The organism is Streptosporangium album (genome assembly GCF_014203795.1).
In the GTDB taxonomy this organism is placed as follows: Bacteria; Actinomycetota; Actinomycetes; order Streptosporangiales; family Streptosporangiaceae; genus Streptosporangium; species Streptosporangium album.
This window is the reverse complement of the sequence record NZ_JACHJU010000003.1, coordinates 802,914-829,711: the sequence shown is the minus strand read 5'-3', so window position 1 is coordinate 829,711 and position 26,798 is coordinate 802,914. Positions and strand designations below refer to the sequence as shown.

Annotated in this window: 25 protein-coding genes; 11 read left to right on the top strand and 14 right to left on the bottom strand. The window is 69.5% G+C overall.

The annotated features are described in order from the left end of the window. Nucleotides 1-11 precede the first annotated feature (11 nt). Both FHR32_RS46865 and FHR32_RS33725 read left to right on the top strand, forming a co-directional pair. Entirely contained in the window at nucleotides 12-2,003 is a 1,992-nt protein-coding gene (locus FHR32_RS46865; protein ID WP_184758534.1) for a WD40 repeat domain-containing protein, read from the top strand. Nucleotides 2,004-2,652: 649 nt separating this feature from the next. Then, nucleotides 2,653-4,152, top strand: coding sequence for a serine hydrolase (locus FHR32_RS33725; protein WP_312882817.1), 1,500 nt, complete (start codon nucleotides 2,653-2,655; stop codon nucleotides 4,150-4,152). Nucleotides 4,153-4,175: 23 nt separating this feature from the next. On the opposite strand, the gene FHR32_RS33720 is transcribed toward FHR32_RS33725, so the two are convergent. Next, the gene (locus FHR32_RS33720) at nucleotides 4,176-4,994 is read right to left on the bottom strand and encodes an AraC family transcriptional regulator (RefSeq protein WP_184758532.1); all 819 of its coding nucleotides are present in this window, start codon (nucleotides 4,992-4,994) and stop codon (nucleotides 4,176-4,178) included. A 74-nt stretch (nucleotides 4,995-5,068) separates the two neighbouring features. On the opposite strand from FHR32_RS33720, the gene FHR32_RS33715 reads away from it, so the two are divergent. The 4 genes from FHR32_RS33715 to FHR32_RS47405 all read left to right on the top strand — a co-directional run bounded on the left by FHR32_RS33715 (nucleotide 5,069) and on the right by FHR32_RS47405 (nucleotide 6,875). Further along, on the top strand, nucleotides 5,069-5,644 hold the full coding sequence (locus tag FHR32_RS33715) for a TIGR03086 family metal-binding protein (RefSeq protein ID WP_184758531.1): 576 nt from the start codon (nucleotides 5,069-5,071) through the stop codon (nucleotides 5,642-5,644). A gap of 122 nt (nucleotides 5,645-5,766) precedes the next feature. Next, nucleotides 5,767-6,186, top strand: a complete 420-nt coding sequence (locus FHR32_RS33710; RefSeq protein WP_184758530.1) for a YchJ family protein — start codon at nucleotides 5,767-5,769, stop codon at nucleotides 6,184-6,186. A 225-nt stretch (nucleotides 6,187-6,411) separates the two neighbouring features. Next, nucleotides 6,412-6,654: a hypothetical protein gene (locus FHR32_RS33705; RefSeq protein WP_184758529.1), complete on the top strand. Its 243-nt coding sequence runs from the start codon at nucleotides 6,412-6,414 to the stop codon at nucleotides 6,652-6,654. After that, nucleotides 6,639-6,875 (top strand): response regulator transcription factor, encoded by a 237-nt coding sequence (locus FHR32_RS47405; RefSeq protein WP_376773423.1) that lies wholly within the window; start codon nucleotides 6,639-6,641, stop codon nucleotides 6,873-6,875. Before FHR32_RS33705 ends, FHR32_RS47405 begins: the two co-directional genes overlap by 16 nt. 25 nt (nucleotides 6,876-6,900) lie before the next feature. On the opposite strand, the gene FHR32_RS33695 is transcribed toward FHR32_RS47405, so the two are convergent. From FHR32_RS33695 to FHR32_RS33685, 3 genes are read right to left on the bottom strand one after another with little or no spacing between them, the layout of a single operon-like run. Then, nucleotides 6,901-7,545, bottom strand: a complete 645-nt coding sequence (locus FHR32_RS33695; protein ID WP_184758528.1) for a response regulator transcription factor — start codon at nucleotides 7,543-7,545, stop codon at nucleotides 6,901-6,903. Continuing rightward, nucleotides 7,536-8,681, bottom strand: coding sequence for a sensor histidine kinase (locus FHR32_RS33690; RefSeq protein ID WP_312882816.1), 1,146 nt, complete (start codon nucleotides 8,679-8,681; stop codon nucleotides 7,536-7,538). The genes FHR32_RS33695 and FHR32_RS33690 overlap by 10 nt, the downstream gene beginning before the upstream one ends. Before the next feature lie 59 nt (nucleotides 8,682-8,740). Next, on the bottom strand, nucleotides 8,741-9,325 hold the full coding sequence (locus FHR32_RS33685; RefSeq protein ID WP_184758527.1) for an HD domain-containing protein: 585 nt from the start codon (nucleotides 9,323-9,325) through the stop codon (nucleotides 8,741-8,743). 403 nt (nucleotides 9,326-9,728) lie between these two features. On the opposite strand from FHR32_RS33685, the gene FHR32_RS46260 reads away from it, so the two are divergent. Together FHR32_RS46260 and FHR32_RS33675 are read left to right on the top strand one after the other, a co-directional pair. Continuing rightward, nucleotides 9,729-10,058 (top strand): DUF485 domain-containing protein, encoded by a 330-nt coding sequence (locus FHR32_RS46260; protein WP_184758526.1) that lies wholly within the window; start codon nucleotides 9,729-9,731, stop codon nucleotides 10,056-10,058. After that, entirely contained in the window at nucleotides 10,055-11,665 is a 1,611-nt protein-coding gene (locus FHR32_RS33675; RefSeq protein ID WP_184758525.1) for a monocarboxylic acid transporter, read from the top strand. The genes FHR32_RS46260 and FHR32_RS33675 overlap by 4 nt, the downstream gene beginning before the upstream one ends. Nucleotides 11,666-11,709: 44 nt before the next feature. Here the strand turns inward: FHR32_RS33675 and FHR32_RS33670 are convergent, their stop codons facing one another. Next, the gene (locus FHR32_RS33670) at nucleotides 11,710-12,633 is read right to left on the bottom strand and encodes an aldo/keto reductase (protein ID WP_184758524.1); all 924 of its coding nucleotides are present in this window, start codon (nucleotides 12,631-12,633) and stop codon (nucleotides 11,710-11,712) included. Between the two features lie 183 nt (nucleotides 12,634-12,816). On the opposite strand from FHR32_RS33670, the gene FHR32_RS33665 reads away from it, so the two are divergent. Continuing rightward, nucleotides 12,817-13,410 (top strand): TetR/AcrR family transcriptional regulator, encoded by a 594-nt coding sequence (locus tag FHR32_RS33665; protein WP_184758523.1) that lies wholly within the window; start codon nucleotides 12,817-12,819, stop codon nucleotides 13,408-13,410. Between the two features lie 7 nt (nucleotides 13,411-13,417). Here FHR32_RS33665 and FHR32_RS33660 read toward each other — a convergent pair whose 3' ends face one another. The 3 genes from FHR32_RS33660 to polX form a co-directional block, all read right to left on the bottom strand. After that, complete coding sequence (locus tag FHR32_RS33660) at nucleotides 13,418-14,899, bottom strand: WS/DGAT/MGAT family O-acyltransferase (protein WP_184758522.1); 1,482 nt, start codon at nucleotides 14,897-14,899, stop codon at nucleotides 13,418-13,420. Nucleotides 14,900-15,182: 283 nt separating this feature from the next. Continuing rightward, nucleotides 15,183-16,397 carry a sulfite oxidase gene (locus FHR32_RS33655; protein WP_184758521.1) on the bottom strand — a complete coding sequence of 405 codons (1,215 nt, stop codon included), beginning with the start codon at nucleotides 16,395-16,397 and terminating at the stop codon, nucleotides 15,183-15,185. An 83-nt stretch (nucleotides 16,398-16,480) separates the two neighbouring features. Continuing rightward, nucleotides 16,481-18,163 carry a DNA polymerase/3'-5' exonuclease PolX gene (gene polX / locus FHR32_RS33650; protein WP_184758520.1) on the bottom strand — a complete coding sequence of 561 codons (1,683 nt, stop codon included), beginning with the start codon at nucleotides 18,161-18,163 and terminating at the stop codon, nucleotides 16,481-16,483. 212 nt (nucleotides 18,164-18,375) lie between these two features. Here polX and FHR32_RS33645 point away from each other — a divergent pair, with 212 nt between their 5' ends. Beyond that, nucleotides 18,376-19,353: a TerC/Alx family metal homeostasis membrane protein gene (locus FHR32_RS33645; RefSeq protein WP_184758519.1), complete on the top strand. Its 978-nt coding sequence runs from the start codon at nucleotides 18,376-18,378 to the stop codon at nucleotides 19,351-19,353. A 40-nt stretch (nucleotides 19,354-19,393) separates the two neighbouring features. On the opposite strand, the gene FHR32_RS33640 is transcribed toward FHR32_RS33645, so the two are convergent. Further along, on the bottom strand, nucleotides 19,394-20,923 hold the full coding sequence (locus FHR32_RS33640; RefSeq protein ID WP_221466501.1) for an MDR family MFS transporter: 1,530 nt from the start codon (nucleotides 20,921-20,923) through the stop codon (nucleotides 19,394-19,396). A 385-nt stretch (nucleotides 20,924-21,308) separates the two neighbouring features. On the opposite strand from FHR32_RS33640, the gene FHR32_RS33635 reads away from it, so the two are divergent. After that, nucleotides 21,309-22,607, top strand: coding sequence for an erythromycin esterase family protein (locus FHR32_RS33635; protein WP_184758518.1), 1,299 nt, complete (start codon nucleotides 21,309-21,311; stop codon nucleotides 22,605-22,607). Between the two features lie 80 nt (nucleotides 22,608-22,687). Here FHR32_RS33635 and FHR32_RS33630 read toward each other — a convergent pair whose 3' ends face one another. Genes FHR32_RS33630 through FHR32_RS33610 form a run of 5 tightly spaced genes read right to left on the bottom strand, consistent with a single transcriptional unit; the run spans nucleotide 22,688 to nucleotide 26,786 of the window. Further along, nucleotides 22,688-23,434: a copper homeostasis protein CutC gene (locus tag FHR32_RS33630; protein WP_184758517.1), complete on the bottom strand. Its 747-nt coding sequence runs from the start codon at nucleotides 23,432-23,434 to the stop codon at nucleotides 22,688-22,690. Beyond that, a complete protein-coding gene (locus FHR32_RS33625) occupies nucleotides 23,431-24,411 on the bottom strand; it encodes an asparaginase (protein WP_184758516.1) in 981 nt (326 codons plus the stop codon). The genes FHR32_RS33630 and FHR32_RS33625 overlap by 4 nt, the downstream gene beginning before the upstream one ends. Next, nucleotides 24,404-25,228, bottom strand: coding sequence for an amino acid ABC transporter permease (locus FHR32_RS33620; RefSeq protein WP_184758515.1), 825 nt, complete (start codon nucleotides 25,226-25,228; stop codon nucleotides 24,404-24,406). The genes FHR32_RS33625 and FHR32_RS33620 overlap by 8 nt, the downstream gene beginning before the upstream one ends. Beyond that, on the bottom strand, nucleotides 25,225-25,869 hold the full coding sequence (locus tag FHR32_RS33615; protein WP_184758514.1) for an amino acid ABC transporter permease: 645 nt from the start codon (nucleotides 25,867-25,869) through the stop codon (nucleotides 25,225-25,227). Before FHR32_RS33615 ends, FHR32_RS33620 begins: the two co-directional genes overlap by 4 nt. Continuing rightward, nucleotides 25,869-26,786: a glutamate ABC transporter substrate-binding protein gene (locus FHR32_RS33610; protein WP_184758513.1), complete on the bottom strand. Its 918-nt coding sequence runs from the start codon at nucleotides 26,784-26,786 to the stop codon at nucleotides 25,869-25,871. Before FHR32_RS33610 ends, FHR32_RS33615 begins: the two co-directional genes overlap by 1 nt. Nucleotides 26,787-26,798: the final 12 nt, after the last annotated feature.

The following is a 26,798-nucleotide window of genomic DNA, read 5'->3' as shown; positions in this document are numbered from 1 at the left end:
GGAGGGTTCGGGTGGCATCGTTCAAGGCGCTTACGATTGCGCTTGGGTTGCTCACCCTTGTCGGCGCTTGCAGCGCGGATCCTCGCACCGCACCCACCCCATCGTCCCCTGCGATCCCGGAGATCACCGCGCATGCGGCGCCCGTGCCCGGCCGTCAGCTTGGGCCTGCCATGTACGGGCATAGCAACGGGATTGTCTCCCCGGCGGTTGGTTCGGTGAACGGCAAGCCGGTGATCGTCACGGGTGGCAGCGACGACCTGCTTCGCGTCTGGGATCCCGCCACGCGCAAGCTCATCGGCGAGCCCATCCCCGCGGGTCAGGGCGGCGTGTACCACGTCGAGCTGCACCACTGGGACGGCAAGGACATCGCGGTCGTGAGCGGTGGCACCCTGCGCGCGTGGGACCTCGGCACGCGCCGCCCGTTGACCCCACCGATCATGCCCCAAACCCTTGATACCAATCTGCTGGCCGTTGGCTCCCACGACGGTCAGCATGTCGCGCTGACCGAAGGCGAGTATGACGAGCTCCAGCTCTGGAACCTGACCACCGGCTCCGCGGTCGGCGCCCCGCTGAAGGGGCATGAGGCCGAACCCAGGGCCGGGGCGATCGGGCAACTGGGCGGGACGACCATAGCCGTCACCGGGGACGCGGATAAGGTTCTCCGTTCGTGGGACCTGAAGACGGGCAAGGCTCTGGCCACCGCCAAGGTGACATCGATTGATTACATCAGCAGCATCGCCATCCAGGGTGGCGTCGCGGTCGTCACCGGTACCGACGGCGATTTCTACGGCCGCATGGAACGCTGGGACCTGGCCACTGGCGCTGTCACCGAGGTGAAGCACAAGGGTGAGTTCTTCCCCGTCGAGTTGAGCGAGCTCGACGGAAGAACGGTCACGATCTTGGGCGGGGATAGCACCCTGCGGGTCGCCGACCTAGCCACCGGCAAAGTCATCGGCCAAGGCTGGGACAGCGACGATCTCCTGGATTACGTAGCGGCGGTGGGCAAGTACGGCACCACGCCGATCCTGGTCATCGGCGATCCCGACGGGACTCTGACGATCTGGGACCTGCGCACGGGCAGCCAACTCGGCAAGCCGTTCTTCGGTTACGGCGGGGGCGTCGAAACACTCGCGGTGACCAAGGTCCGGGGCAAGGCCATGGCCGTGACTGCAGGCAGGGACAACACGATCCGCATGTGGGATCTGGCCACCCACAAGCCATTCCGTGCACCCGTCTCCTGCTCGTGTATCGAGTACGCGCCCATGACCACGGCCACGCGGGACGGCAAGCCGGTCATCGTCTACGCGGATATTGAGCATGGGCTGGTGGCCCGCGATGCGGCGACGGGCAAACGGGTGGACAAGACAGGGATCTTCGTCGCATCCGACAACGGACCTGCCCCGCTCTCGGCGGATGGCTCCGTCGTGGCCAGCGCAACGCGGGACGGCGAAGCCGAACTCTGGGATCTGTCGACGGGAAACCTTCTCCGCCAGGTCACCGCGACGGGAGTGGATGCCGTCGCGGTTGGCAGCCGGGTCATCGCCACCGCCTCCGGCCGTCAGATAAAGCTATGGGACCAGGCCACCGGCCAACCGATCGGCAAGCCGATCACTAGCGGAGGCCAGGCCAAATCCCTGGCGATCGGGCAGGTCGACGGTAAGACCATCGTCTTCTTCCTGCGCAGATATGCCCCTGAATGGGGCAGCATCCGCTTGTGGGACGCCACGACGGGCGAGCCGTATGGCAAGGCTCTGAGCATCCGCTCCACCGCCATGGCCGTCACGCGCGTCGGATCCCGGACGGTGCTGGTGACCGGGCAGGACGACGGCACGGTGATCGTGTGGGACCCGCAGACGATGAAACCGCTCCTGCCTCCCTTCTCCGGCCACGACGGTGCCGTCAGCGGGGTCGCGGTGACCATGCTCAAAGGCAAACCAATCGCGGTCTCCGGCGGCAACGACGGCAGCATCCGAATCTGGGACCTCACGGACCTTTCTCATTGACTTGCTGATCTTCGAGAAAGGCTCTGCCTCGGACCGCCGAGGTGGGTGAGTCGATCCTTGTTGAACTGATCAGCTTCTCCGGGTGTTGTCCACTGGAGTCCAAGCTCGGCGTTAGCAAATCTGATAGCGAACTCATGATCTTCAACCCCATTCTTCCGGCATTCCTCCGCTCCAGAGTCCGAGGTCGAAGAGGTTGGGGGTCAAGGCTCGGTATGCCGACTGCGAAGCGGCTTGGCCTTGACGCCCGCGACGTAGGCCGGATGATCCCCAGGAGGAGGTGCAACGATGTCGCACCGGTGAACGGAACGGTCACTGTCGAGGGAACCCGTCCGACAGCAACCGCAGCTATCCGGTGGCAACCGGTGCCCGTCTATGACCATGCGTGTCGGCGGTGCTGGCTGCGACCGGCCGGAGAGCCGCCGTTGACACAGCTCCCAAGCCTTTAACTACGCGGCCTTGGCCCTTGACCCTGTAATGAAACTCCTCGCCGATCATGGCTCAGGCTCCAGATCCTGGAACCGGTGTTGGTCTGCTGTGTCCCTGCCGTGGGGAAGAGTCGCCAGCTCAGCGGCATAGAGGGTGGATTGGGCTGCGGGTGCACCCGTTCCTGGAGCTCCAGGTTGGTGTCTCGAACCTATTTCCTTTAGAGGTGTTCTGCGGCCAGAGCTATCGGGCGAAGGACGAGATCGCGGCGGCTGATCTGGGGATCCGCACGCAGCATGTGATCGGCCGTGAGGTCGATGTGATCCGTAGCCAGCTGGCGCGCAACCACGTGGCGTTGCTGCACGGCCTGGGGCATTTCGTCGACGCGCACACCGTCGGTGTGGTCGATGAGAGCGGTCATGAGGTGAAGGTCACCGCGGAGAAGATCATCATTGCGGCGGGCACCCGGCCGGCCCGTCCCGAGACGGTGGAGTTCGATGAGCGCACCATCATCGATTCGGACGGCATCCTGCACCTTCAGGATGTGCCGGACTCGATGGTGGTGGTCGGGGCGGGGGTCATCGGTATCGAGTACGCCTCGATGTTCGCCGCGCTGGGCACGAAGGTGACGGTGGTGGAGCGGCGGGAGCGGATGCTGGACTTCTGTGATCTGGAGATCGTGGAGGCGTTGAAGTATCACCTGCGGGATCTGGCGGTGACCTTCCGGTTCGGTGAGAGCGTCACCGCGCTGGACGCGACGATGATGCTGGCCGAGGACGGCAGGCTGGAGCTGGACGGACCGGTGGACCGGCTGCTTCCCGAACTGGCCGACCGCAGGGTGCTCAGGCGCCTCGACGGCCCGCTCGACGACACCGTTCCCGCCGACCGCCCGATCACGGTCGAGGACCTGCTGACCTTCCGCATGGGGTACGGCATCCTGTTCGAGCCCACCTTCGACCCGCCGTACCCGGTCGTCAACGCGGCCAACGAGCTGGGGCTCGTCACCGGGCCGCCGGACCCGCGCACACCTCACGACCCGGACGAGTGGATCAGGCGTTTCGGGACGCTGCCGCTGATGCACCAGCCCGGCGAGAGATGGCAGTACAACGTCGCCTCGCTCGTGCTGGGCGTCCTGGTCGCGCGCGCCTCCGGCCAGCCGCTTGAGGACTTCCTCCGGACCCGCGTCTTCGAGCCGCTGAGCATGAGGGAGACGGGTTTCTCGCTGCCCGCCGAACACACCGGCCGGCTGCCGGACTACTACATGACGGACTTCCAGACCGGGAAGCTGGAGTTGCAGACGCTGTCCGCCCCGAGCGAGTGGACCAGGCCGCCGGTGTTCCCCTCCGGCGCGGGAGGTCTGCTCTCAACCGTCGACGACTACCTGACGTTCTCCCGGCTGCTGTTCAACAAGGGGGTCCACGAGGGTGCGCGGCTCCTGTCGGAGAATTCGGTCGAGCTGATGACGACCAACCACCTGACACCGGAACAGATGGCGGTGAACGATCCCGTGCGCGCCGGGCGCGGCTGGGGGTACGACATGGCCGTCGCCACCGCGCCGGACGAGATCTCGTCCGTTCCCGGTCGCTACGGCTGGGACGGCGGCTACGGCACCTCGTGGTTCAACCACCCCGAGCGGAATCTGATCGTGATCGCCATGACGCAGACCTCCGACTTCCTGTTCAACGGCTCGCTGGCCGACTTCGGAGAGCTGGAGCCCTGTCCGTGACCGCCTGACCCTGACCGAAGGCGTCACCTCCACCGAGGACGGGCGGCTTGGCGGTTGTATTGGTCTGGAGAGGTGCCCACGGTGGCGGTGAAGTCGCGGACGAGGTGAGACTGGTCGCTGTAGCCGAGCTCGGCGGCCAACCTCGCCCAGTCGATGGACGCCCCGCGGATCGCCACGTCTGCGGCCTCGTGGATCCGGCACCGGTTGATGACCCACTTCGGGCCGAGCCCGACATGGTCGGCGAAGAGCCTCTGCAGCCTCCGCGGGTTGATTCCCAGCCGCCTTGCGAGATCGCCGACACGAGTCAGCGACTTGTCGGCGACGATGAGGTCGACCACGGCGTTCATGGTCGCGGTCATCGGTAGCGGCTGCGTGTCGAGGCGGCGGAGGAAGGTCTCGACGACGTCTGTTAGCGCGTTCACGTCGTCGGTCACGCCCAGGATGCGGGAAATCTCATCGACCTCCGCGCCGAACACGACCGATGCGACGAATCGCCGTCCGGCGATGGCCGACACCGCGCCACCCAGGAACGGCCGGAAACCGGCTGGCCGGAATTTGACGCCGAATGCCTGGCCGCGGCGCTCCAGCCGTCGCGCGAAATCGTGTGGCGAAATGGCTTCGACCGTAGCGGCGCCGACCTCGAACACCAGGTGTACGGCGGGGTGAAGGATCACGCGTTGCTCGTATGAGTCGCCGTCTCGCAGGTCCCAGCGCACGGACCAGTAGCGATCCACGGCCCAGGCCAGGTCCGGCGAGGGCTCGTGCCGGGTCAGCGTGAAGCGTTCGAACCCGGCGCGGGGGTCGACGATGCCGCGGGTGTCCCGCTCGGTTGGGCGAGCCACGGAACCACAATAAAGGAGTCGCGGTGTCGTTTTTCTTCAAGACCGTGCCCGCGGGCCGTTCCTAGACTCAGGCCATGCATGAAGTCGATCTTCTTACGGGAATTATGTCCAAAACCGGCGATGTCATCGAGGGCGTCGGCGCCGACCAACTCAGCCTCCCGACGCCGTGTGACGACTACGATGTTCAGGCTCTGCTCAATCACATCGTCGGGTGGCTCCTGGTGTTCGAGGCGGGCTGTCACGGCCGGTCCTACGAGGGCGACGCCTCGACCTACGTGTGTGGCGCCGACCCGGCCCGCGAGTTCCGGACCACCGCGGCTAGCCTCGTTGCCGGGTGGGAGAAGTACGGCCTCGATCGCCAGATCGCCGTCACGAGCGGCAAGATGCCCGGAGAAAAGGCGTTCAACATGACAGTCATGGAGTATCTGACCCATGGCTGGGATCTGGCGGTCGCCACCGGGCAGCCGATTCCCTTCACCGAGCAGGAGGCGGCGGAAACTCTGGCTCGGGCGGAAGCCACCCTCCCGCCGGAGTATCGGGGCGAGAAGCTACCCTTCGGCGAGATCGTTCCGGTCGATGAGCACGCATCGGCTGTGGACCGGCTCGTGGCATTCCTCGGACGCCGGCCGACACCGTCCGGGGTCCGGTAGCCGCGATTCAGTGGTGCGGCGCAGCCGGGCCGCGCCGTGTGGGGAGATGGGGGCGGTGCGTCAGGCACCGCGCGTGGGGCCGTCGTTCGGGTCCGGTTCTCGTCACCAGGCACAATGGGGAGGTGCCCCGACGTAACGCACGTTCTCGAAGCCTTCCTGCCGCTGTCGACGCCGCTCCGTGCCCGTGCGGGCTGCCCGCGTCCTACCGGGACTGCTGCGGGCGGCTGCACCGGGGAGAGACCGCCGCGTCCACCGCGGAGCTGCTCATGCGCTCACGGTTCAGCGCCTTCAGCATCGGCGACGACGGCTATCTCCTCCGCACCTGGCATCCGGCGACGCGCCCGCCGCGCGTCGACCTCGACAGGTCGCTGCGGTGGGTGCGCCTGGAGGTCCTCGAGACGACCGGCGGTAGTGCTTTCCACACCGAGGGAACCGTGCGCTTCCGCGCCCACTATCTCGACCATGGGAACGCCGGGCAGCTGGACGAGCACAGCCGCTTCGCCCGTCATGCGGGCAGCTGGGGGTATGTGGAAGCACTTTGACATCCACTCCGCCTAAAGGACGGAGATTCCCGCCTGCCGCACGTGCGGCTTTGGACAGCCCGCCGTCGGAGATGTACGGCAAGCCCTGTTCGCGGGCGTCTTGGCGTGTGCGCAAGCCCGTCGTTGAACACCGTCCGCGCGCACCCGAACGCCCGAGCCGGCCCTTCGCCTCCGGGGGACGCCGTCGAGCCGTTCCCGGGGCGACGCACATGTCCCACGTCGGAGGTGTTCGATGAACCTGCAGGCCGCCCGTGCCGAGCGGGGAGCCTGTGGACCCAAGAGGCGCCCCGTGCGCCGCAACCGACGCTGGCCGATCTCGACTGGCTGCTGGGCGAGTCGAGATCCGTCGGCGTTCCCGTCGAACGGCGGGACGAGGGCGTGGTGGGCGGCCTGCCCGCGATGGTGGAGCACGCCGCCTACCGGGTCGTCCAGGAGGCGCTCACCAACGTCCGGTGGTCACCCAGGTGACGGTGCGGCATCTGCCCGCCGCCCTGGAGGTCACCGTCAGGAATGCCGCCCCGCGGGGCGGCACGACGGCCATGTCCGGCAGCGGGCTGGCCAACGCCGAGATCGCCCGCGAGCTCGTCATGAGCGAGACGACGGTCCAGGCGCACGTCAGCCGTTCGCTCGCCAAACTCGGGCTGACGAACCGGGTGCAGATCGCCCTTCTCGTCCGCGACGCCGGATAGCCCGTGGCTCCGGCGGATCGGGGAATCAGCCGTCCAGATAGCGCAGGATGGCCAGGACCCTGCGGCTGTAGCCGGGATCGCGGGGCAGGTCGAGCTTGTCCACGATGGCGTTGACGTGTTTTTCGACGGTGCTCAGCGACACATGGAGGCGTTCGGCGATCGCCGCGTTGACGAAACCCTGCGCGAGGTGCTGCAGCACCTCCGTCTCCCGCCCGCTCAGCCTGCTCAGCGGGTCGGTGCGCGTGGTGCGGGCGAGCAACTGGCGGACCACCTCGGGGTCGAACACCGTCCCGCCCGCGCGCACGCGTTCGAGCGAGTCGAGAAAGTCGGCCACCTCCGAGACCCGGTCCTTGAGCAGGTAGCCCAGGCCTTCGGTGGTCCCGGACAGGAGCGTGGCCGCGTAGGTCTTCTCCACGTACTGCGACAGGACGAGCACACCGACGTCCGGGTGGCGCTCACGGATCTCCAGCGCCGCCCGCAGCCCCTCGTCGGTGTGCGTCGGCGGCATGCGTACGTCGACGACTGCCACGTCGGGCCGGTGCCGCTCGACGGCGTCGAGCAGCGCCCGCGCGTCACCTACCGCGGCGGCGACGTCGTGGCCGGCGTCGTCGAGCAGCCGGCTCAGGCCTTCTCGGAGCAGCACCGAGTCGTCGGCCAGAATCAGTCGCACGGCGCCGCCTTGGGCAGCGTCGCGGTGACCTTGGTGGGGCCTCCCACGGGGCTGTCGACGGTGAAGCCGCCGTCGAGCGCCAGGACACGCCTGGCCAGCCCGGAGAGCCCTCCCCCCGACAGGTCGGCGCCGCCCCCACCGTCGTCTGAGATCGCCACGCTCACCATCCGCTCGTCCTCGGCCAGGACGACCAGAATGTCATGCGCTCCCGCGTGCTTGACCGCGTTGGTGATCGCCTCGCGGGCCACGAAGTAGAGGGCCGTCTCGACCTCGGAGACGGGACGCCCGGCCAGCCCGTAGTGCACGGTCACCGGCACGCTCGACCGTTCGGCGACCCCCGCGAGCGCGGCGCGCAGCCCCAGCTCGTCGAGCGCGGTCGGGTAGATCCGCCAGGCCACACTGCGCAGCTCGTCGAGCAGCTGGCGCGACTCGGTGTAGGCCTGGTCCACCAGCGCGGCGGTCTTGTCCTGGTCGGGGCTGTGCCGGGCGCGGCCCAGCAGCATGGCCAGCGCCACCCCCCGCTGCTGCACGCCGTCGTGCAGGTCGCGTTCGATCCTGCGCCGCTCGTCGTCGACGGCCCGCACGATGCCCGAGCGGCTCGCGGTCAGCTCGGTGATGCGTCTGCTCATCAGCTCCTGCCTGTCCGGCCCGAGGAAGTGGGCGGCCAGGCGCCGCTCGACGGCGCCGACCGCGAGGATCCACAGGGCGACCAGAGCGAGCAGGAACACTCCGACCGTCAGGCCGAGTGCCCAGCCGCTGGTGGTCAGCTTCACCCCGGGGAACTCCAGCGGCACCGGGTCGTACTTGCCCGCCATCAGATCCCACAGCCCCCCGAAAAGGAAGAGGCCGCTGACGAACAGGCCCGCCACGCAGACATACCCGCCGAACACGCCGAGCGCGGCGCGGGCGGCGAGGAATCCGTAGCCGCCCGCCTGGGCCGTGTCGTGGCCGAGCCAGGCCGCCAGCCGGACCCGTTCCATCGCCACCAGCCGGACGGCGATCCGGTCGGCGGCGGGCCGGGCGACCGGGATCACCGACGCCGGCCAGGCCAGGCAGAGGAAGGCCAGCTCGACCAGGCCGAGGGCCATGCCCGCGAAGACCCCCACCAGCATGCGGACGGTCCGGTTACTCGACACGGATGCGGAGTCTAGGCGTAGCGCCGGCGTAGCACCGCATAGCCCGCCGGATCCGCAGGTCAGAGGCCCGGGGCTCCGTTGATGACGTGGCCCAGCCATTCCAGTGAGCCCGTACGGAGCGCCTCGTCCGCGAGGCGCTTCGCCGAGGCGGTCTGCAGGGCGGCCAGGGAGCTGTCGATCCACGGCTGGACGTTCTGGTGGCCCTGCTCGCGATACTCGACGGCCTGGATGAGGCACTCCAGCTTGTCGGCGTCGCGGGCGCACCGGGCCTCCAGGCTGACCTTCTCCTCGTATTCGCCGACCGCGCCGATGATGACGTCGGCGACGGGGGAGGGGATGCCCCGCATCTGCTCGGCGGTCACCTCCTCGTTGGACGCCGCCTTGAGGTAGCGCTTGGCGAGGTAGGGAATGTCAGTGATCCGCGTCTCCTGGGAGTCGTGGAACAGGCTCATGAACGCGGCGCGTTCCGGGCTCCCGCCTTCCAGGGTCGCGATCACGCTCGCGATGACCGCCGTCCGGAACGAGTGGTCGGCGATGCTCTCGGGATCGCGTACGCCCGCGACCAGCCAGCCCGTGCGCTTGTAACGCTTGAGCAGTCCGACTTCGTACAGCAGGCCCGTCAGCTTGGCCGTCTCATCCTTCAAGGCCGTCCCCTTCCCCTCGGTCGACCATGCGCAGACCGTCGGTCATGGCCGCATACCCATTCCGAGCTGCGACGACACGCCGATTCCGGCTGCCGGAACCTCATCATCCCCGATCTCCCCGAGAGCACGGCGCCGGGATGCGCGACGCGCTCATCGCCACGGTCGGCTCCCCGGAGCCGGTTCCGGCGACTCCTCCATCAGCCAGGAGCACGGCCCACCTGATCGGGCCACGTCCCGGACGGGGTGACCGTTCACCGCGTGGGACGGACCTTTCACCGCAAGCCGGGTTCAACTGACCGCGAGCCGGAGCCGCCTGGGCGAAGCGTCCGCCTCTGGGCCTCCTCGCGGGGTATCTTCCCCTCCTACGTTGGCCGTGATCCAGATCACATCCGTGGGAGGTCCCGTGACCACCAGGCAACATGACGCCTCGGTTTATGAACAGATCCAGGGCGAGGAGAGATTCCAGGAGCTGAAGCGGCGTTTCCGGTCCTGGGCGTTCCCGATGACCGCGGCTTTCCTGGCGTGGTACCTGCTCTACGTGGTGCTGTCCGCGTGGGCGCGCGACTTCATGAGCATCAAGGTGCTCGGCAACATCAACGTGGCGCTGATCTTCGGCCTGCTCCAGTTCGTGTCGACGTTCCTGATCGCCTGGGCCTACTCCCGATACGCCGAGAAGAAGCTCGACCCGGTGGCCGACGAGATCCGCCACGAGGTCGAGGGGAGGACCGAATGAGCCACCAGACGCTGTCCACGATCCTGTTCCTGCTGTTCGTCGCGATAACGCTGGGCATCACCTTCAAGGCGAGCCGCAGCAACAAGGACGCCGCCGACTTCTACGCCGGCGGCCGGTCCTTCAGCGGCGCGCAGAACGGCCTGGCGATCGGCGGCGACTACATGTCGGCGGCGAGCTTCCTGGGCATCGCCGGGATCATCGCCCTGTCGGGGTATGACGGCTTCCTGTACTCGATCGGCTTCCTGGTCGCCTGGCTGGTGGCGCTGCTGCTGGTCGCCGAGCTGATGCGCAACTCCGGCAAGTTCACCATGGCCGACGTCCTGGCCTTCCGGATGAGCCCCCGGCCGGTCCGCACCGCGGCGGGCGTCTCCACCATCGTCGTGTCGATCTTCTACCTGCTGGCCCAGATGGTCGGCGCGGGCGCGCTCGTCGGCCTGCTGCTCGGCATCACCTCTCCCACGGGCAAGGCGCTCACCATCGTCGGCGTCGGCCTGCTGATGATCGTCTATGTGGTCGTCGGCGGCATGAAGGGCACCACCTGGGTGCAGATCGTCAAGGCCGTGCTGCTGATGACCGGCGCGACCCTGATCACCCTGCTGGTGCTCGGCAAGTACGGGTTCAACCTCTCGGCCCTGCTCGGCGAGGCCGCCGCGCAGAGCGGCAAGGGCGACGCGTTCCTCAACCCGGGCCTGAAGTACGGCACCGCGGTCCAGGGCCTGGCGGGCAAGCTCGACCTGATCAGCCTGGGGCTGGCGCTGGTGCTCGGCACCGCGGGCCTGCCGCACATCCTGATCCGCTTCTACACGGTCCCCACCGCGAAGGAGGCCCGCAAGTCGGTCCTGTGGGGCATCGGCATCATCGGCGTCTTCTACCTGCTCACCCTCGTGCTGGGCTTCGGCGCCGCGGCCCTGGTCGGCGGCAAGGCGATCCTGGCGCAGGACAAGGCGGGCAACACCGCCGCGCCGCAGCTCGCCGAGGCGGTCGGCACGGCCATCTTCGGCGAGGTGGGCGGCACGATCCTGCTGGCCGTCATCGCGGCGGTCGCCTTCGCCACGATCCTGGCGGTCGTCGCCGGTCTGACCCTGGCCTCCTCCTCCAGCTTCGCCCACGACCTCTACGCCCACGTGTTCAAGCGCGGCAACGTCACCGACAGGCAGGAGGTCCTGGTCGCCAGGATCTCCGCCTTCGTCATCGGCGCGGTCGCCATCGGGCTCGGCATCCTCGCCCAGGGCCAGAACGTGGCCTTCCTGGTCGCGCTGGCCTTCGCGGTCGCCGCCTCCGGAAACCTGCCGGCGATCCTCTACAGCCTGTTCTGGAAGCGGTTCAACACCACGGGCGCCGTCTCGGCCATCTACGGCGGCCTGGTCTCCGCGCTGATCCTGGTGATCTTCTCGCCGGTCGTGTCGGGCAGCGCCACCTCGCTGATCCCGGGCGCGAACTTCGCCTGGTTCCCGCTGAGCAACCCCGGTCTCGTCTCGATCCCGATCGGCTTCCTGGCCGGGTTCATCGGCGCCCGGCTCAGCAAGGAGTACAACGCCGAGAAGTACGCCGAGATCGAGGTCCGCTCCCTCACCGGCATCGGCGCGGAGAAGGCCACCCAGCACTGAACCGGTCAGGGGCCCGGCCGTCGTCCGGCCGGGCCCCGCGGTTTCTAGCGGGACGCCTCGTCCAGCAGGGCCAGCTCGTCGTCGGTCAGCGTCAGGTCGGCGACCGCGAGCAGCGGCGTGAGCTGCTCGACGTTGCGGGCGCTGGCGATCGGCGTGGCCACCGTGGGCTGGGCGGCCAGCCAGGCGAGCGCGACGGCCGGGGAGGCCACGCCGTGGGAGGCGGCCACCTTGGCGAGGACCTCCAGCACCCGCGGCCCGCGCTCGGTCGTCAGGTAGGTCGACGCCCGCTCCGCGCGGGGGCTGTCCACCTCGACCCCCGGCTGATACTTGCCGGTCAGGAAACCGCTGGCCAGGCCGTGGTACGGCGTGCTGGTCAGCCCTTCCGTGACGACCACGTCGCGCAGCGCGCCCTCGTAGCCGCGCTCCATCAGGTTGTAGCGCTGCTGCAGCACGCCGTACCGGGCCAGGCCGTCCCGGTCGGAGATCGCCAGCGCCTCGGCCAGCCGCTCGGGGCCGTAGTTGGACGCCCCGATGTTGCGCACCTTGCCCTCGCGGATCAGGGAGTCGAACGCGCCGAGGGTCTCCTCCAGCGGCGTCTCCGCGTCGTCGATGTGCGCCCAGTACAGGTCGATGTGATCGGTCCGCAGCCGCCGCAGCGAGTCCTCGACGGCCGCGCGGATGTTGGCCTCGGACAGCCCGGGACGGCTGCTCAGCGCACCGACCTTGGTGGCCACCACGATCTGGTCGCGGTTGCCGCGGGAGGCCATCCACTCGCCGAGGGCCGTCTCCGACTCTCCTCCGGAGTGCCCGGGGGCCCACTCGGAGTAGACGTCGGCGGTGTCGACGAAGTTGCCGCCCGCCTCGGCGTAGGCGTCCAGGACGGCGAACGAGGCGTCGCGGTCCGCGGTCCAGCCAAATACGTTGCCACCCAGGCAGAGCGGGAAGAGGTTCAGCTCGGAAAGACTCATAATCATTACCCTATTTGCCGGGTAATCCGCTGCTTCCCCAGCCTCTCGGTGACGGCCGGGCCGCCGTCGTGGCGGCGGCGGGGATCTCACCACGGCCGCCCCGTCCCCGATACCGGCGCGCATACGGCATTCTCTCCGTGACGGCAGGGGAATCCGGCCCGGTCAGAGGCTATGGTCAGGGCTGTGAGCAGCCTCAGACAGCGCTCCGGTACGTCCAGGCGCACACGCGACACCTCTGACTCCGACGCGCGCACGCGCATTCTTGACGCCGCCGAGGAGCTGTTCGCCGGGGGTGGTTACGAGGCGACTCCGACGGCGGAGATCGCCCGGCTGGCCGGCGTGCCCAAGGGGCTCGTCTTCCACTACTTCCCGAAGAAGATGGACGTGCTGGTCACGCTGGTCGACGAGCGCACGCTGGTGGAGGAGTCTCCCGAGGTGGAGGCCGTTCCCGGGGACGCCGCGGGCACCCTGTCGCGGCTGGCGCGCCGCCTGCCGCTCAGCGCCTCCCCGGCGATGCGCCGCATCCTGTTCCGTGAGGCCGACACGCACGGTTCGGTCCGTGAGCGGCTCGGCCGGCTGAACGGCGAGATCATCCGGCGGGCCCGGTTCGCGCTGGAGCTGGCGCTGCCCACGACGCGCGGCGACGCCGCCCGGCTGGAGGTGGCCGCGGTGACCTTCGCCGCGGTGCTGCTCTACCAGGAGAACCTCTGCCAGCTCACCGGTCACCACATCGATCCCGACGCGGTCGCCGAACTGATCGCCCACGCCCTGGGGTGAGCCTCGCTCAGGCGCCGACCGCTTCCCGGGCCTCCCGGCTCGGAGCGGGGGCGGCCAGCTCCATCAACTCCTCCATCGCCTCCTGCAGGTGACCCATCATCCGCCACACGTCCTCCACCCGGCCGGGGCAGGCGAGGATGCCGAAGTCCAGTGAGCCGTCGTAGGAGAAGCAGGTGATGTTGAGCCCGCCGCTCAGGTCGGTCAGCACCGACATCGGGTAGTAGCCGAGCACCCGGGCTCCGCAGAGATAGAGCGGGAGCTGTGGCCCCGGGACGTTCGAGATGATCAGGTTGATCGGTGGCAGCACGACCGAGGCGAGCCGGAAGACGGCGGAGGTCGCCAGCGCGGTGACGGCTGCGGGGAACACCGCCGACAGCTCGTTCAACCAGGTGGCGGGGGAGCCGGCGAAACGCCGCTTGGCCGTGCGCATCGTCTGCCCCATCACCCGGAGCCGGTCGAGGGGACAGGCCAGGTCGGTCGGCATCGGGGTGACCATGACGGAGAGCCGGTTGCCGACCGTGTCCTGGGCGTCGGCCGTGCGGACCGCCACCGGGACGGCGGCGATCAGCGGCTGGTCCGGCAGGGCGTCACGCTCGCGCAGCCAGGAACGGAGCGCCGAGGCGCACAGCGTCATGACCACGTCGTTGACGCTGATCCCGAAGGTCTTGGCGACCCGTTTGACGTCCGCGAGCGGGATCGAGCCGTAGGAGAAACGCCGCTCGGCGGTGATCGGGCCGTTGAACGGCGTGCGCGGTGCGGTCAGGGAAGGCATCGCCGGCGCCTGCTCGGTGTCCCTCCAGATCGTCCGGGTGGCCGCCGCCATCGCCCGGGCCCCTGGAAGGGCGGCGGCTACCGGGATCACGTCGAGATCGCCCACCATTCTGGCCAGCGAGCGCAGTGCTCTGGCCGGATGGGTCACCGACCGGGTCACGGCCGAGGCGAACATCGCGGCCGGTCCGGGAGCGGTGGTCGCGGGAGGCGGTGCGGGCGGATCGACCACGCGGGGCTCGGGGGTGAGGTCCAGCAGGGCGGCCAGGGCGTCCGCGCCCGACACGCCGTCGATGGCGCAGTGGTGGACCTTGGCGTAGAGGGCGGCCCGTCCACCGGTCAGGCCCTGGATGAGATGCATCTCCCACAGGGGGCGGGCCCGGTCCAGCCGTCGCTCGTGGATCCGGGCGATCATCTCGGCGAGCTGCGCCTCGTTGCCGGGCAGGGGAAGGGCCGTCTCGTAGATGTGGTCGGCGATGTCGAGGCCGGGGACCTCCGTCCAGTAGGGGTGGTCGAGGCCGAACGGCACACCGGCCAGGCGCAGGCTCAGCGCGGGAGCGAGGTGCAACCGCTCGCGCATCAGCTCGATCAGCGCTTCGCGGGTGACGACGCCCGAAGGGGCCCAGGCGGGGTCGAGAATCGCGACCCCGGCGACGTGGGCCGCGGTGGTCGCCGATTCGGCGTGCAGGAACTGCGCGTCGAGTGCGGTCAGCTGGCGCATCGATTGAGCTCCGTAGGAAGGTGAATACGAAAGGACACGGTCATCATCACCCTGCTCCGTTTCCACCTTGTTTCCACCGGGCGACTTTGGGAGTATTTCAGATGAAGCCCGTTCGGCTGACCATGGATTCCCCTACGGAGTGGCGCCTGATCATTTACGGAGTGGCGCCTGATCATTCGATATGCATGCCGTACAGGGAAAATCGCGTGCCTATTTCAGGAAAGTAAGAGTTGTGTATGGAATCGCCCTGTGATTGGTGCGGACCGGGGGGCGGTGGTGATTTTCAACCGTTTACGACCGTCACCGGATGGCGTACGACGGCGTCGAAAAGATAGCCGTAGTCGTTGGGCGTGGTGCGCATCGGCTGGACCGCGCCGGTCTCGTCGGTCGCCCGGGAGAGCAGGGTGTGCGGGCCGGTCTGCTGAGGGTGCCAGGTGATGTGCCAGCGGGTCCAGGCCGGGCCGACCTGCGGGCCGTGCAGCTGGGTACGGTGCCAGGTGACGCCGTCGTCGAAGCTGACCTCCACCCCGGCGATCCGGCCGTTGCCCGACCAGGCCCTTCCGTACAGCAGGTGCGTGCGCCCGGCGGTGAGCCGGGCCTCCCAGGGCAGCTCGAAGGTGCTCCTGACCCCCCGGACGGTCAGCGGGGCGCTGCCCTCCGGTGGGTAGGCCTCGCCGAACATCCGGTAGAACTCGGTGTTCCACGGCGAGGTCAGCGGCGAGGTGGAGACCTCGATGTCGCCCACCCACTTGATCGAGGCCAGGCCGATCCAGGAGGGGACGACCAGCCGCACCGGATAGCCGTGGTCGGGCGGGAGCGGCTGGTCGTTCATCTCGTAGGCGAGGATCACGTCCTTGAGCGCCTTGGACACCGGGATCGGGCGGCGCACCCGGCCGTAGTCGACCCCGTCGGCCACGTAGTCGGGATCGAGCCCCCGGGGCATGACGTCGACGGCGTCGGGGGTGAGCCCGGCCCGCTCCAGCACCATGGCCAGGGGCACCCCGCGCCAGCGGGCCACCCCGATGCCGCCCATCCGCCACGGGGTCCCGGAGACCTCCTGGTCCTGCTGGGTGGCGAAGAGGCTCCGGCCGTTGCCCGCGCACTCGATCGCCACGTCCAGCGTCACCGAAGGGAGTGCGAGCAGCTCCTCATAGCTGAAGCTCCGAGGGGTGCGCAGTCCCGTGCCGTGCAGCTCCAGCCGCCAGGTCGCCGCGTCGATGATCGGGGTCGAGGTGTGGCTGCGCACGAAGAAACGGTCGTTGGGCACGTGGTAGCCGACGTCGCGCATCGCCTCCCAGCGCATCTCGGCGTTGGTCTCGTGCCGGATGAACAGCTCCGGTGGCAGCGGTTTGACGATCCCCGGGGCGCCGTCCCCCTCCCCGGAGATAGGCTCCCCGCCGACGGCCGCCAGCCGGAGCCGCTCGCGTCCGCCCCCGGCGGACCGCTCGGTGCGGGCGCGCCGGTGACCGGCCTCGTCCTTCGGGTTCTCGTACGGCATGCGGCACCCTCTCCTTCACCTACATATATTTCCTACCAAAAAACAATGCAATTCGCGAAGGGGGAGTGACGCTTCTGTAACCGTCAGCGACCCAAGAAGGTTAGCAGCCGTTCCAGCGGCCATGTGTTGATCACGTCATCGGAGGTCAGCCAGGCACGCTGGGCGATGCCCACGCCGAACCGCTGGTTGTCCAGATGCGGCACCGCGTGGGCGTCGCTGTCGATGGAGAACTTCACGCCGTGGTGGCGCGCCAGCCGCACCAGATCGGCGGGCAGGTCGGAGCGGTCGGGGAAGGAGTCGATCTCCATCGCGGTGCCGGTGCGGGCCGCGGCGCGGAACACCTCGTCCCAGTCGGCGTCCACCGGCGGGCGTCCGCCGATCTTACGGGTGGTGGGGTGGCCGATGATGTGCACGTGCGGGTTCTCGCACGCGGTGATGAACCGGCGGGTCATCTCCTCGCGCGACTGGGTGAAGTGCGAGTGCACACTCGCCACGCACACGTCGAAACCCGCGAGCACCTCGGCCGGCCAGTCGACCGAGCCGTCGGGGGCGATGTTGAGCTCGGTGCCGTGCAGCAGCCGCATCTCCGGATGACGCGACTGCAGCGCGCGCAGCCGCTCGCGCTGCTCCAGGGCCTTGTCCAGGGTCATCCGCTGCATCGCCAGGTCGGGCGCGTGGTCGGTCACCGCGTAGTAGGAGTGGCCGCGGGCCCGGGCCGCCGCGACCATGTCCTCCAGCGAGGCGATGCCGTCGGTCAGGTCGGTGTGCGTGTGCAGGTCGCCCCGGAGGTCGTCCACCGTGACCAGCACGGGCAGCTCGCCCCGGAGCGCGGCGGCGATCTCCCCGCCGTCCTCGCGCAGCGTCGGCGGGATCCACGGCATGCCGAGCGCCTGGTAGATGTCCTCCTCGTGCTCGGCCGCGATCACCCGGTCGCCGTCGAACAGGCCGTATTCGGAGAGCTTCCACCCCTTCTTCACCGTGATCTCGCGCAGGTGGACGTTGTGCTCCTTGGAGCCGGTGAAATACTGCATCGCGGCGCCCCACGACTCGGCCGGGACCACGCGCAGGTCCACCTGGATGCCCTCGGTGGTGCGGATCGAGGTCTTCTTCTCGCCCGAGGCGATGACCTCCGCGACGTACGGGCGGCTCTTGAAGTCGTCCATCAGGCTCACCGGGCCGACCGCGAGGATGTCGATGTCGCCGACGGTGTCCTTCATCCGGCGCAGCGACCCGGCGTAGGCGATCCGCTCGGCGGACAGCGAGTCGATGATCCGCTCGGCCAGATCCATGGCCACGCCGACGTGCACCCTGGCGCTGTTGCGCTCCAGCTGCTCGATGCCCCTGAGCAGGTTCTCCTCGGTCTTGGGACCGAAGCCGGAGACGCCCTTGAGCCGCCCCTGCACGATGGCTCCGGCGAGGGCCTCGGGGGAGTCGATGCCGAGCTCCTGGAAGAGGAAGACGGCCTTCTTGGGGCCGAGGGAGGCGATCCTGGTCAGCTTCCGCACCCCGTCGGGGACCTTCGCCCGCAGGTCGTCGAGCTGGCGGAAACTCCCCCTCTCCAGGTATTCCTCGACCTTCTTGGCGATCGCCTCACCCACCCCCGGCACGCTCCGCACGGCCGTGGCCGCGATGTCCTCGGGGAACCCGGCGATCGCCTTGGCCGCCTTCTGGTAGCTCCGCACCCGGAAGGCGTCGCCCCCGGTCATCGCGAACAGCTCGGCGTATTCCTCCAGGGCGGACGCCACGGCGTCGTTAGCTCGTGCCATGGTCCCAGCCTAGAAGATCGCACCGACGTTTTCCCGGGCCGCGGTCCGAGGTGGAGCGACGCCGGGAAATCACCTACCCTGAAACGGCGAGGGGAGTACTTCGCAAGAGCCGGTCCCGGTCAGTACGGATGTTTCGCAGCATCCCCGGGCGGCCGCCCGCACGGTGTGGGCGAAGGAGACCTCGAACGATAACGCGCGTTCGAGGAGGCTTCATGCCCGCCGATATCCAAACGATCGGCTCGCCGGCACTGTGGACGATCACCGTTGCGTCCCTGGTGCTGCTGCTCGCCCTGGACTTTGTGCTGACCCGCCGCCCGCACGAGGTGGGGATGCGCGAGGCGGTGGGCTGGTCGGCCTTCTACCTGGCGCTGCCCCTGGCCTTCGGCGTCTACCTGTGGGCGGCCTTCGGCTCCACCCCGGCGGTGGAGTTCTTCACCGGCTACGTCGTGGAGAAGTCGCTGTCGGTGGACAACCTGTTCGTGTTCATGCTGCTGCTGTCCGCCTTCGCGGTCCCGGCGGCGCTGGCCCAGCGGGTCCTGCTGTACGGCATCGTCGGGGCGCTGGTGCTGCGCGCGATCTTCATCGCGCTCGGGGCCGCCGTCCTGCAGAGCGGCACCTGGGCGTTCCTGCTGTTCGGCGCCGTGCTGATCGTCACCGCCGTGAAGATCATCAAGGACGCGCTGGGCGGGCACGGACAGGAGGTCGACATCTCCTCCATGCGCACGGTCAGGCTGCTGCGGCGTTTCATGCCGGTCACCGACGACTACCGCGGCTCCCACCTGGTCGTCAGGGAGGGCGGACGCCGTGCCCTCACCCCGCTGGCGCTGGCCGTGGTGGCCGTCTTCGCCACCGACATCGTCTTCGCCGTCGACTCGGTCCCCGCGGTGTACGGCGTGACCCAGGACCCGTTCCTCGTCTTCGCCACGAACGTCTTCGCCCTGCTGGGCCTGCGGGCGCTCTACTTCGTGCTTCTGGGCGTCCTGGCGAAGCTCCGGCACCTCAACCACGGGCTCGGCGTGATCCTGGCCTTCATCGGGACCAAGCTCGTCCTGCACTGGGCGCACGGCGTCTGGACGTGGGTCCCGCAGATTCCCACCCTGGCCTCACTCGGGGTCATCGTCGCGGTCCTGGCCACCGTCACGGTCACGAGCCTGCACGCCAACCGCCGTGACGCCGAGCCCGTCTCCTGACCTGCCGGGGACGAGACGCGGCCGCCGGGCGCCGGGATCCCTAGCTCGTCGACTCGAAGGTGAGCTGCTCGGTGCGCCTGGGCATGAGCAGCAGGGCGCCCACGCTCAGCACGGCCACCACGACGACCGCGAGGAAGATGGTGTGGGTGGCGTCGTAGAGCGCCGTGCGGATGAAGGACGTCACGGCCGGCTGCCCGACCGGACTCTGGCCGCCGAGCACCAGGCTCGTCGCGTCGACGCTGTCGGGCAGTCGGCCGGCCACCGAGGCCGGTGGGTGGGCGAAGCGGTCGGCCAGGGTGGCGTTGGAGATGGCTCCGAGGACCGCCGCGCCGACCGCGCTGCCGATGGAGCGGCAGAACATGTTGGTCGCCGTGACGACGCCCCGGCGTTCCCATCCGACGACTGACTGGACGGCGACCATCGTCGGGCTCGACGCGAGCCCCAGGCCGGCGCCGACGACGAAGCACGCTCCCGCGACCGCCCAGATCGGCGCGTGCTGGGTGAGCAGGGCGCACAGAACGGTGCCGGCCACGATCAGAGCGCCGCCGATGAGCGCCGTGTCGCGGAATCCGATGCGCATGTAGAGCCGGCCCGACAGGGTGGCGGCGATGGGCCAGCCGATGGTGAGCGCGGCCAGGGCGAAGCCGGCGACCAGGGCGCCGGTGCCGAGGACTCCCTCCGCGTAGGTCGGCACGTAGGAACTGAGGCCGATCATGAGCGCGCCGATGCCCACCGAGACGAGATTGCCGCCCGTGAGCGTGCGGTGCCGGAACACCCACAGCGGCAGGATGGGCTCGACCGCCCTGCGCTCCACGAGGACGAACGCGACGGCCATGACGGTGCCCGCGGCGAAGATGAGCAGGCTCGGGACCGATCCCCAGCTCCACGCCACCCCGCCTTCGAGCAGGCCGAGGATGAGGAGTGAGGAGCCGCCCATGAGCAACGTCGCCCCGAGGTAGTCGATCCTGTGGGAGCTCCGTGTCACCCGCTCCTTGAAGCGCCGGGCGAGCACCCAGGCGGCGACGGCGCCGAGCGGCAGGTTGATGAAGAAGATCCAGCGCCACGAGAGGTACTCGGAGAAGAGGCCGCCGAGGGTGGGCCCGATCACGGAGGAGACTCCCCAGACGCTCGCGACGTACCCCTGCACGCGCGCGCGTTCCTCGACGGAGTAGAGGTCGCCGACCATCGTGATGCTCATGGGCTGTACGGCTCCGGCCCCGATGCCCTGCAGCGCGCGGAAGACGATGAGCGACGGCATGTCCCAGGCGACACCGCACAGCGCCGAACCCAGGAGGAAAACGGCGATACCGAAGAACATCACCGGTTTGCGCCCGAAGATGTCGGCGAACTTGCCGTAGAGGGGGACGGTCACCGCCTGGGTGAGCAGGTAGATCGAGAAGAGCCAGGGGAACTGGGAGAATCCTCCCAGGTCGCGGACGACGGACGGCACCGCCGTTGCGATGATCGTGCTGTCGAGCGCCACGAGGCCGGTGCAGAGCATGATGGCGGCGAGCACAGGACCGCGCTCCGATCTGAGACCGATGCCTTCCGAGGGCGTTGTCGTCGTCACGTGAAGGCGTTCTCCTTGCGAATCCGGCATGGGCATCGGCGCGGGACTCGGCCCCGGTGAGGACACGGCGGTCCAGCGAGTAGGCAACTCCGTCTTTACGTTCGGCATTCCCACCCGGGAGAGATTTTTCGGACGCGCCGGGGAGCCGCGGCGCGTCCCGAGACCGCCCGGCGGGGCCTTTTCCGGCGGCGGACCGTCGCATCGAATGTCACAAATAGCGATAAATCATTACAAAAGGGTATTGAATCCCGCAGGCCGGGAACGACTCGGAAGAGGGCACCTCCCGGTCTGCGGGGCTCCGAGTGCGCCGGCGACGCGTGTGCCACGACCGCACGTTCCCGTCACCGGGAGAGGCCGGAGCCCGGTCTTCTGGAACGGATGTCGCATGGACGGAACGGATGAGGTTCGGGGGATGGCCCTTCCGCTGGAGGAGACGGCCGACCTCGACCCGTTGATGAACCGCGTCGGCGAGGCCCGGTGCGTGCTGATCGGTGAGGCCAGCCACGGGACCCACGAGTTCTACGCCTGGCGGGCGGCGCTGACCCGCAGGCTCATCGAGGAACGCGGCTTCTCCTTCGTGGCGGTCGAGGGGGACTGGCCGGACTGCTGGGAGGTCAACCGCTCGGTCATGCTGGCCGACGGCGCGCCCGAGGACCCCCAGGAGGTGCTGGACGCCTACCGCCGCTGGCCGACCTGGATGTGGGCCAACCTGGAGACCGCGCACTTCTGCCGGTGGCTGCGGAGCCACAACACGGGACTGCCGCACGGGGAGCGGGCGGGCTTCTACGGCCTGGACGTCTACAGCCTGTGGGATTCCCTGCGGGCCATCATCCTCTACCTGCACGAATACCACCCCGACTACATGGAGAACGCGCTCGAGGCCTACCGGTGCTTCGAGCCGTACAACGAGGACCCGCAGGCGTACGCCCGGGGCACCCGGCTGGTGCCCGCGGGGTGCGAACAGGAGGTGGCCGAGCTGCTGAGCCGGATACGGAAGACGGTCTCCGCCGACCCCGCCGACCCGGCCGAGAGGTTGAACATCTGGCAGAACGCCGAGGTCGCCACAGCCGCCGAACGCTACTACCGGAGCATGATCAGCGGGGGTGCGGAGTCGTGGAACGTCCGCGACACACACATGGCCGACACCCTGGACCGGTTGCTGCACTTCCACGGCGACGGCGCGAAAGCCGTCGTCTGGGCCCACAACACCCACATCGGCGACGCCAGGGCCACCGACATGGCGCGGGGCGGGATCGTCAACCTCGGCCACCTCGCCAGGGAGCGGCACGGCCCGGACGACGTCGTGCTGGTCGGCTTCGCCACCGCCTACGGCGAGGTGATCGCGGCGCCGCGATGGGGGGCGCCCATGGAGGTCATGCAGGTGCCCCCGCCGCCTCCGGACACCCTCGAAGGACTGCTCTGCAGCCCGGAGACCGACCTGGATCACCGGGCGCTGTTCGTCTTCGCCGACCAGCCGGACGCCGGCTGGCTGACGACCCGGCTCGGGCATCGCGCCATCGGCGTGGTGTACGACCCGATCCGGGAGCGGCGCAACTACGTGCCCAGCAGGGTCGGCGACCGCTACGACGCCCTGTGCTGGATCGCCAGGACCTCCGCGCTGCAGCCACTGCACATGGAGCGGGAGAGCCGCGGCGAGCTGGAGACCCTGCCCACCGGCGTGTGAGCCGGACCGCGCCCGCCCCCTGAGCCTCCGGGCCCGCGCGGCGGACGCTCCCGACGTCATCCGTACGGCGCCGCGGCCCTTCAGGCTCCGGCGGCGGCGATCACCTCGGAGACCAGGCCCGAGGAGGTGACCAGACGGGCGTACTCGGGCTGGCGCAGCTCGCCGCCCATGAACGGGTGGGGGTTGCGGTGGATCGCGGGGCTGGGAGCGTCCACGAGAGCGGCGAAGTGGATCTCCTTGACCCCCGTCGCCTCGACCACGCGGCCCACGTTGCGGGGCGTGATGCCGCCGCCGGGCATGATGATCGGACCGTCCCCCGCCCGCTCGACCAGCGACGCGATCAGCGGTGCGCCTTCGAGCGCCGTGATGTCCTGACCGGAGGTGAGCACCCGGTCGACGCCCAGCGAGGCGAGCGTGTCGAGGGCGGCGAACGGGTCGGCGGTCATGTCGAAGGCCCGGTGGAAGGTGACCGAGAGGTCTCCGGCCGCGCCGATGAGCCGCTTGGCCACCTCGGCGTCCACCTCGCCCGACGGGGTCAGCACCCCGATCACCACGCCCTGCGCGCCCGCGTCCCGGATGGCGGCCACGTCGCGTTCCATGGCTGCGATCTCGTACTCGTCGTAGATGAAGTCACCGCCCCGGGGGCGGATGATCGCGTGGACGCGGATCGACGTGACCGCCGCGAGGGTCGCCTCGACGGTGCCGAGGGTCGGGGTCAGGCCCCCCTCGAAGAGGGCCGAGCACAGCTCGACCCGGTGCGCCCCGGCCTGCTCGGCCGCCAGCGCGCCTGCCGTACTGTCAATGCAGATCTCATAGGTAAGGCTCATTTATCCCCCAAAGTGTGGATCTCGCCGACCGGGACGCCCCCGCCCAGCACCGGAACACTCGCGAACTCCCCTGCGGACGCGACGTCGCCCCCCGCCGCACGGAGCGCGGCCAGGGCGATCGCGCTCGTGGCGCGCGGACTCCCGTCGATGACCTTGACCGCCGCCGCGTGCCCGGTGGCGAGCGCGACGACGAGCACGCCCTCGGCGCCGCCCTTCGCCACCGCCCCCGGCAGCGCCCGCATCAGCGAGGTGTTGACGTGACCGGTCCCGCCGACGTACTCGGGGTGCTCGCGCATGGCGTCGGCGACCGCCCGGGGCGCCGTCCCGGGGGCGGCGAGGACCAGCCCCTGTACGGCCCGTGCCAGCCCGGTCAGCGACAGCCCGAACAGCGGCGCGCCGCACCCGTCGGCGGCGACGTGGGCCGTCTCCTCTCCCGACAGCTCCTCGACCACGTCCCGGACCCGCCGCTGCACGGGATGACCGGGGTCGAGGTAGGAGCCGACATCCCAGCCCGAGGCCGCCGACGCGGTGAGCATCGCGGCGTGCTTGCCCGAGCAGTTCATCCGCTCACGGGAGGCGGTCAGGCCGCTCCGGATCAGCGCGTGACGGGTGGCCTCGTCCTCCGGCCAGTCGGCGGGGCAGCCGAGGGCGTCGAAGCCCAGCCCCGCCTCGCCGAGCATCTCGGCGACCAGCCGTACGTGGAAGTCCTCACCCGTGTGGCTGCCGGCGGCGATGGCCAGGCGCGGGCCGCGCAGATCGGCTCCGGACAGCAGGCAGGCGAGCGCCTGGAACGGCTTGGCCGACGAGCGCGGCAGCACCGGCGCGCCGACCGGGCCGCGGGCGACCGCGACGCCGCCGTCGGGCGCGAGGGCGACGGCACTGCCGAAGTGCACACTCTCGGTGAATCCGGAACGCACGACCTCGGCGAGCGGGACGAATCCGGAACGCCCCCCGGCGAGCGGGACGACTTCAGGCACGGGTGAGTCTCCTTCGTGGTCGGAGGGTCCGCCGCTGGCGGGCTTCGAGGGTGCGGGCGAGTTTGGACAGCGACGCGTTGACCACCAGGTAGATCAGCGCGACGACGATGTAGGTCTGGATGAGCAGGCCGTTGTAGGACGCCAGGACCTTGCCGCTGTAGAGCAGCTCGGCGTAGCTGACGACGAAGCCCAGCGAGGTGTCCTTCAGCAGGCCGACCGACTGGCTGACGATCGAGGGCAGCACGCGCCGGGCCGCCTGCGGGAGCACGATCATGCGCATCGTCTGGCCGTGGGTCAGCCCCACCGCCAGGCCCGCCTCGCCCTGGCCCCGTTCGACCGACAGGATCCCGGCCCGGAAGATCTCCGCGAACGCCGCCGCGTTCGAGATCGCCAGCGGCACCACGAGCTTCCAGAACAGCGGCAGGTCCAGCCCGTAGCGGGGCAGCGCGAACAGCACGAGGTAGACCAGCAGCAGCGCCGGGACGGTCCGCACGACCTCCACGTACGTTGCGGCGGGCAGGCGCACCCACCGGCGCCGCGACAGACGTCCGAGGGCGAGCGCCAGACCGGCCGCCATCGAGAGGGCGGCCGAGACGACCGCAGCCAGCGCGGTGGACCAGAGTCCGCCGAGCAGGTAGCGCCACATCGGCCACGTCGCGTACGGCTGCCAGCGGCCGGCGTCGAGCTGGCCGCCGGCGGCGAACTGCCGTACGGCCAGCGCCAGCAGGGCGAGGACCGCGACCGCCCCCACAACGGTCGCGATCCGGATCCTGCGGCGGGCGCGCGGCCCGGGCTCGTCGAAGAGCAGACTGCTCACCTGACCACCACCAGCCGTCGTTCGAGCCGCCCGGTGACGAACCCGGCACAGGCGGCGATCAGCGCGTAGGCCAGGCCCGCCCCGACGAAGATCGGGATGGGCTGGGCCTCCATCAGGTTCACCCGGTTGGCCGCGGCGGTCAGGTCGACCACGCCGACCGCGGCCGCGAGCGAGGTGTTCATCGTCAGCGCGATGAAGATGTTGCCCAGTGGCTGGACCACCGTGCGCAGCGCCTGCGGCAGGATCACGTGCCGCAGGGACTGGCCGAAGGTCAGCCCGAGCGCGCGGGCCGCCTCACCCTGCCCGGTGGAGACGGCGTTGACGCCCGAGCGCAGGGCCTCGGCGATGTAGGCGGCCTCGTAGAGCGCGATGACCACGATCGCCGTCACCAGCAGGTCGGCCTTGATCCCGACCTCCGGCAGGCCGAAGACGGCGAGCACCAGCAGCACCAGGAGGGGCAGGTTCTGGAAGGTCTCCACGTAGGCGGTGCCGATGCCGCGCAGCACGCCGACCGGGCTGACCCGCATGGCCGTGATCACGAGCCCCACGACCGCGGCGCCGAGGAACGACGCCGCGGTGAGCTGGAGGGTCACGGTCAGGCCCTGCCAGAACTCGGGCAGGTGGTCCAGGATCGCCGACATCAGGAACCCGGCACCGAACCGATCTGCGGCGGGGCGGGAGCCTCGCCCTGCACGACCGTGCCGAGGGAGTTCTTCCAGGTCTGCTGCCAGAGGCCGTCGGCCTGGATCTTCTTCAACCAGTCGTTGACGAACTTCTTGAACTGCTCGTCGCCGTGCTTGAGGCCGATGCCGTACGGGTCGGTCGTGAACGGCGACCCGACGACCTGGACCGACGGGTCCTTCTTGGCGTTGGCGACCAGGAGCGTCTCGTCCTGGACGTAGACGTCGCCGCGCTCCTGCTTGAGCGCCTGTATGCACTCGGGGTCGCCGCCGAACGTCACGATCTTCGCCTGCGGAGCGACCTTCTTGATCGCCGGGATGGCCGGGGTGTTGGCTCCGGCGATGACGGTCTTGCCGTTCAGGTCCTCCGGCTTGGTGATGCCGGTCGTGCCCTTCCTGACCGCGAGGCTCAGGCCCGAGGAGTAGTAGGGGCCGGCGAAGGCGACCTGCTTGGCCCGTTCCGGGGTGATCGTGTAGGTCTGGAAGACGACGTCCACGGTGCCGTTGCTCAGCAGCGCCTCACGGGTCTCCGAGGCCGAGTTGACGATCTTCACCTTGGGCTCGCCGAGGATGTACTTGGCGAGCGCCTTGCCCATGTCCGCGTCGAATCCCTCGACCTCGCCGGTCGTCGGGTTCTGCTGCGACAGCAGCGGGGCGTCGAGCGACCCGCCGACGATCAGCTCGCCGCGCTGCTTGATCTTCTCCATCGTGGAGCCGGGCAGGATGTCCGCGGCGGCCGCCACGGGTGCCTTGGCGAGCAGGTCACCGCCCTTGGCCTCGCCCGGTACCGCCGGGCTGCCCGAATCCGTGCCGGAACAGGCCGAGAGGCCGATCATCGACACGGCGGCGACAGCGGCCATCCGCTTCATGGACACCATCGGGCCCACCAT

Coding starts and splice junctions, on each gene's coding strand:
- FHR32_RS33715 (WP_184758531.1), top strand. CDS start 5,069: ATGCATGAAGTCGATCTTCTTACGGGAATTATGTCCAAAACCGGCGAT.
- polX (WP_184758520.1), bottom strand. CDS start 18,163: ATGGCACGAGCTAACGACGCCGTGGCGTCCGCCCTGGAGGAATACGCC.
- FHR32_RS33630 (WP_184758517.1), bottom strand. CDS start 23,434: ATGAGCCTTACCTATGAGATCTGCATTGACAGTACGGCAGGCGCGCTG.
- FHR32_RS33670 (WP_184758524.1), bottom strand. CDS start 12,633: ATGAGTCTTTCCGAGCTGAACCTCTTCCCGCTCTGCCTGGGTGGCAAC.
- FHR32_RS33645 (WP_184758519.1), top strand. CDS start 18,376: ATGCCCGCCGATATCCAAACGATCGGCTCGCCGGCACTGTGGACGATC.
- FHR32_RS33635 (WP_184758518.1), top strand. CDS start 21,309: ATGGACGGAACGGATGAGGTTCGGGGGATGGCCCTTCCGCTGGAGGAG.
- FHR32_RS33615 (WP_184758514.1), bottom strand. CDS start 25,869: ATGTCGGCGATCCTGGACCACCTGCCCGAGTTCTGGCAGGGCCTGACC.
- FHR32_RS33675 (WP_184758525.1), top strand. CDS start 10,055: ATGAGCCACCAGACGCTGTCCACGATCCTGTTCCTGCTGTTCGTCGCG.
- FHR32_RS33655 (WP_184758521.1), bottom strand. CDS start 16,397: ATGCCGTACGAGAACCCGAAGGACGAGGCCGGTCACCGGCGCGCCCGC.
- FHR32_RS33660 (WP_184758522.1), bottom strand. CDS start 14,899: ATGCGCCAGCTGACCGCACTCGACGCGCAGTTCCTGCACGCCGAATCG.
- FHR32_RS33610 (WP_184758513.1), bottom strand. CDS start 26,786: ATGGTGTCCATGAAGCGGATGGCCGCTGTCGCCGCCGTGTCGATGATC.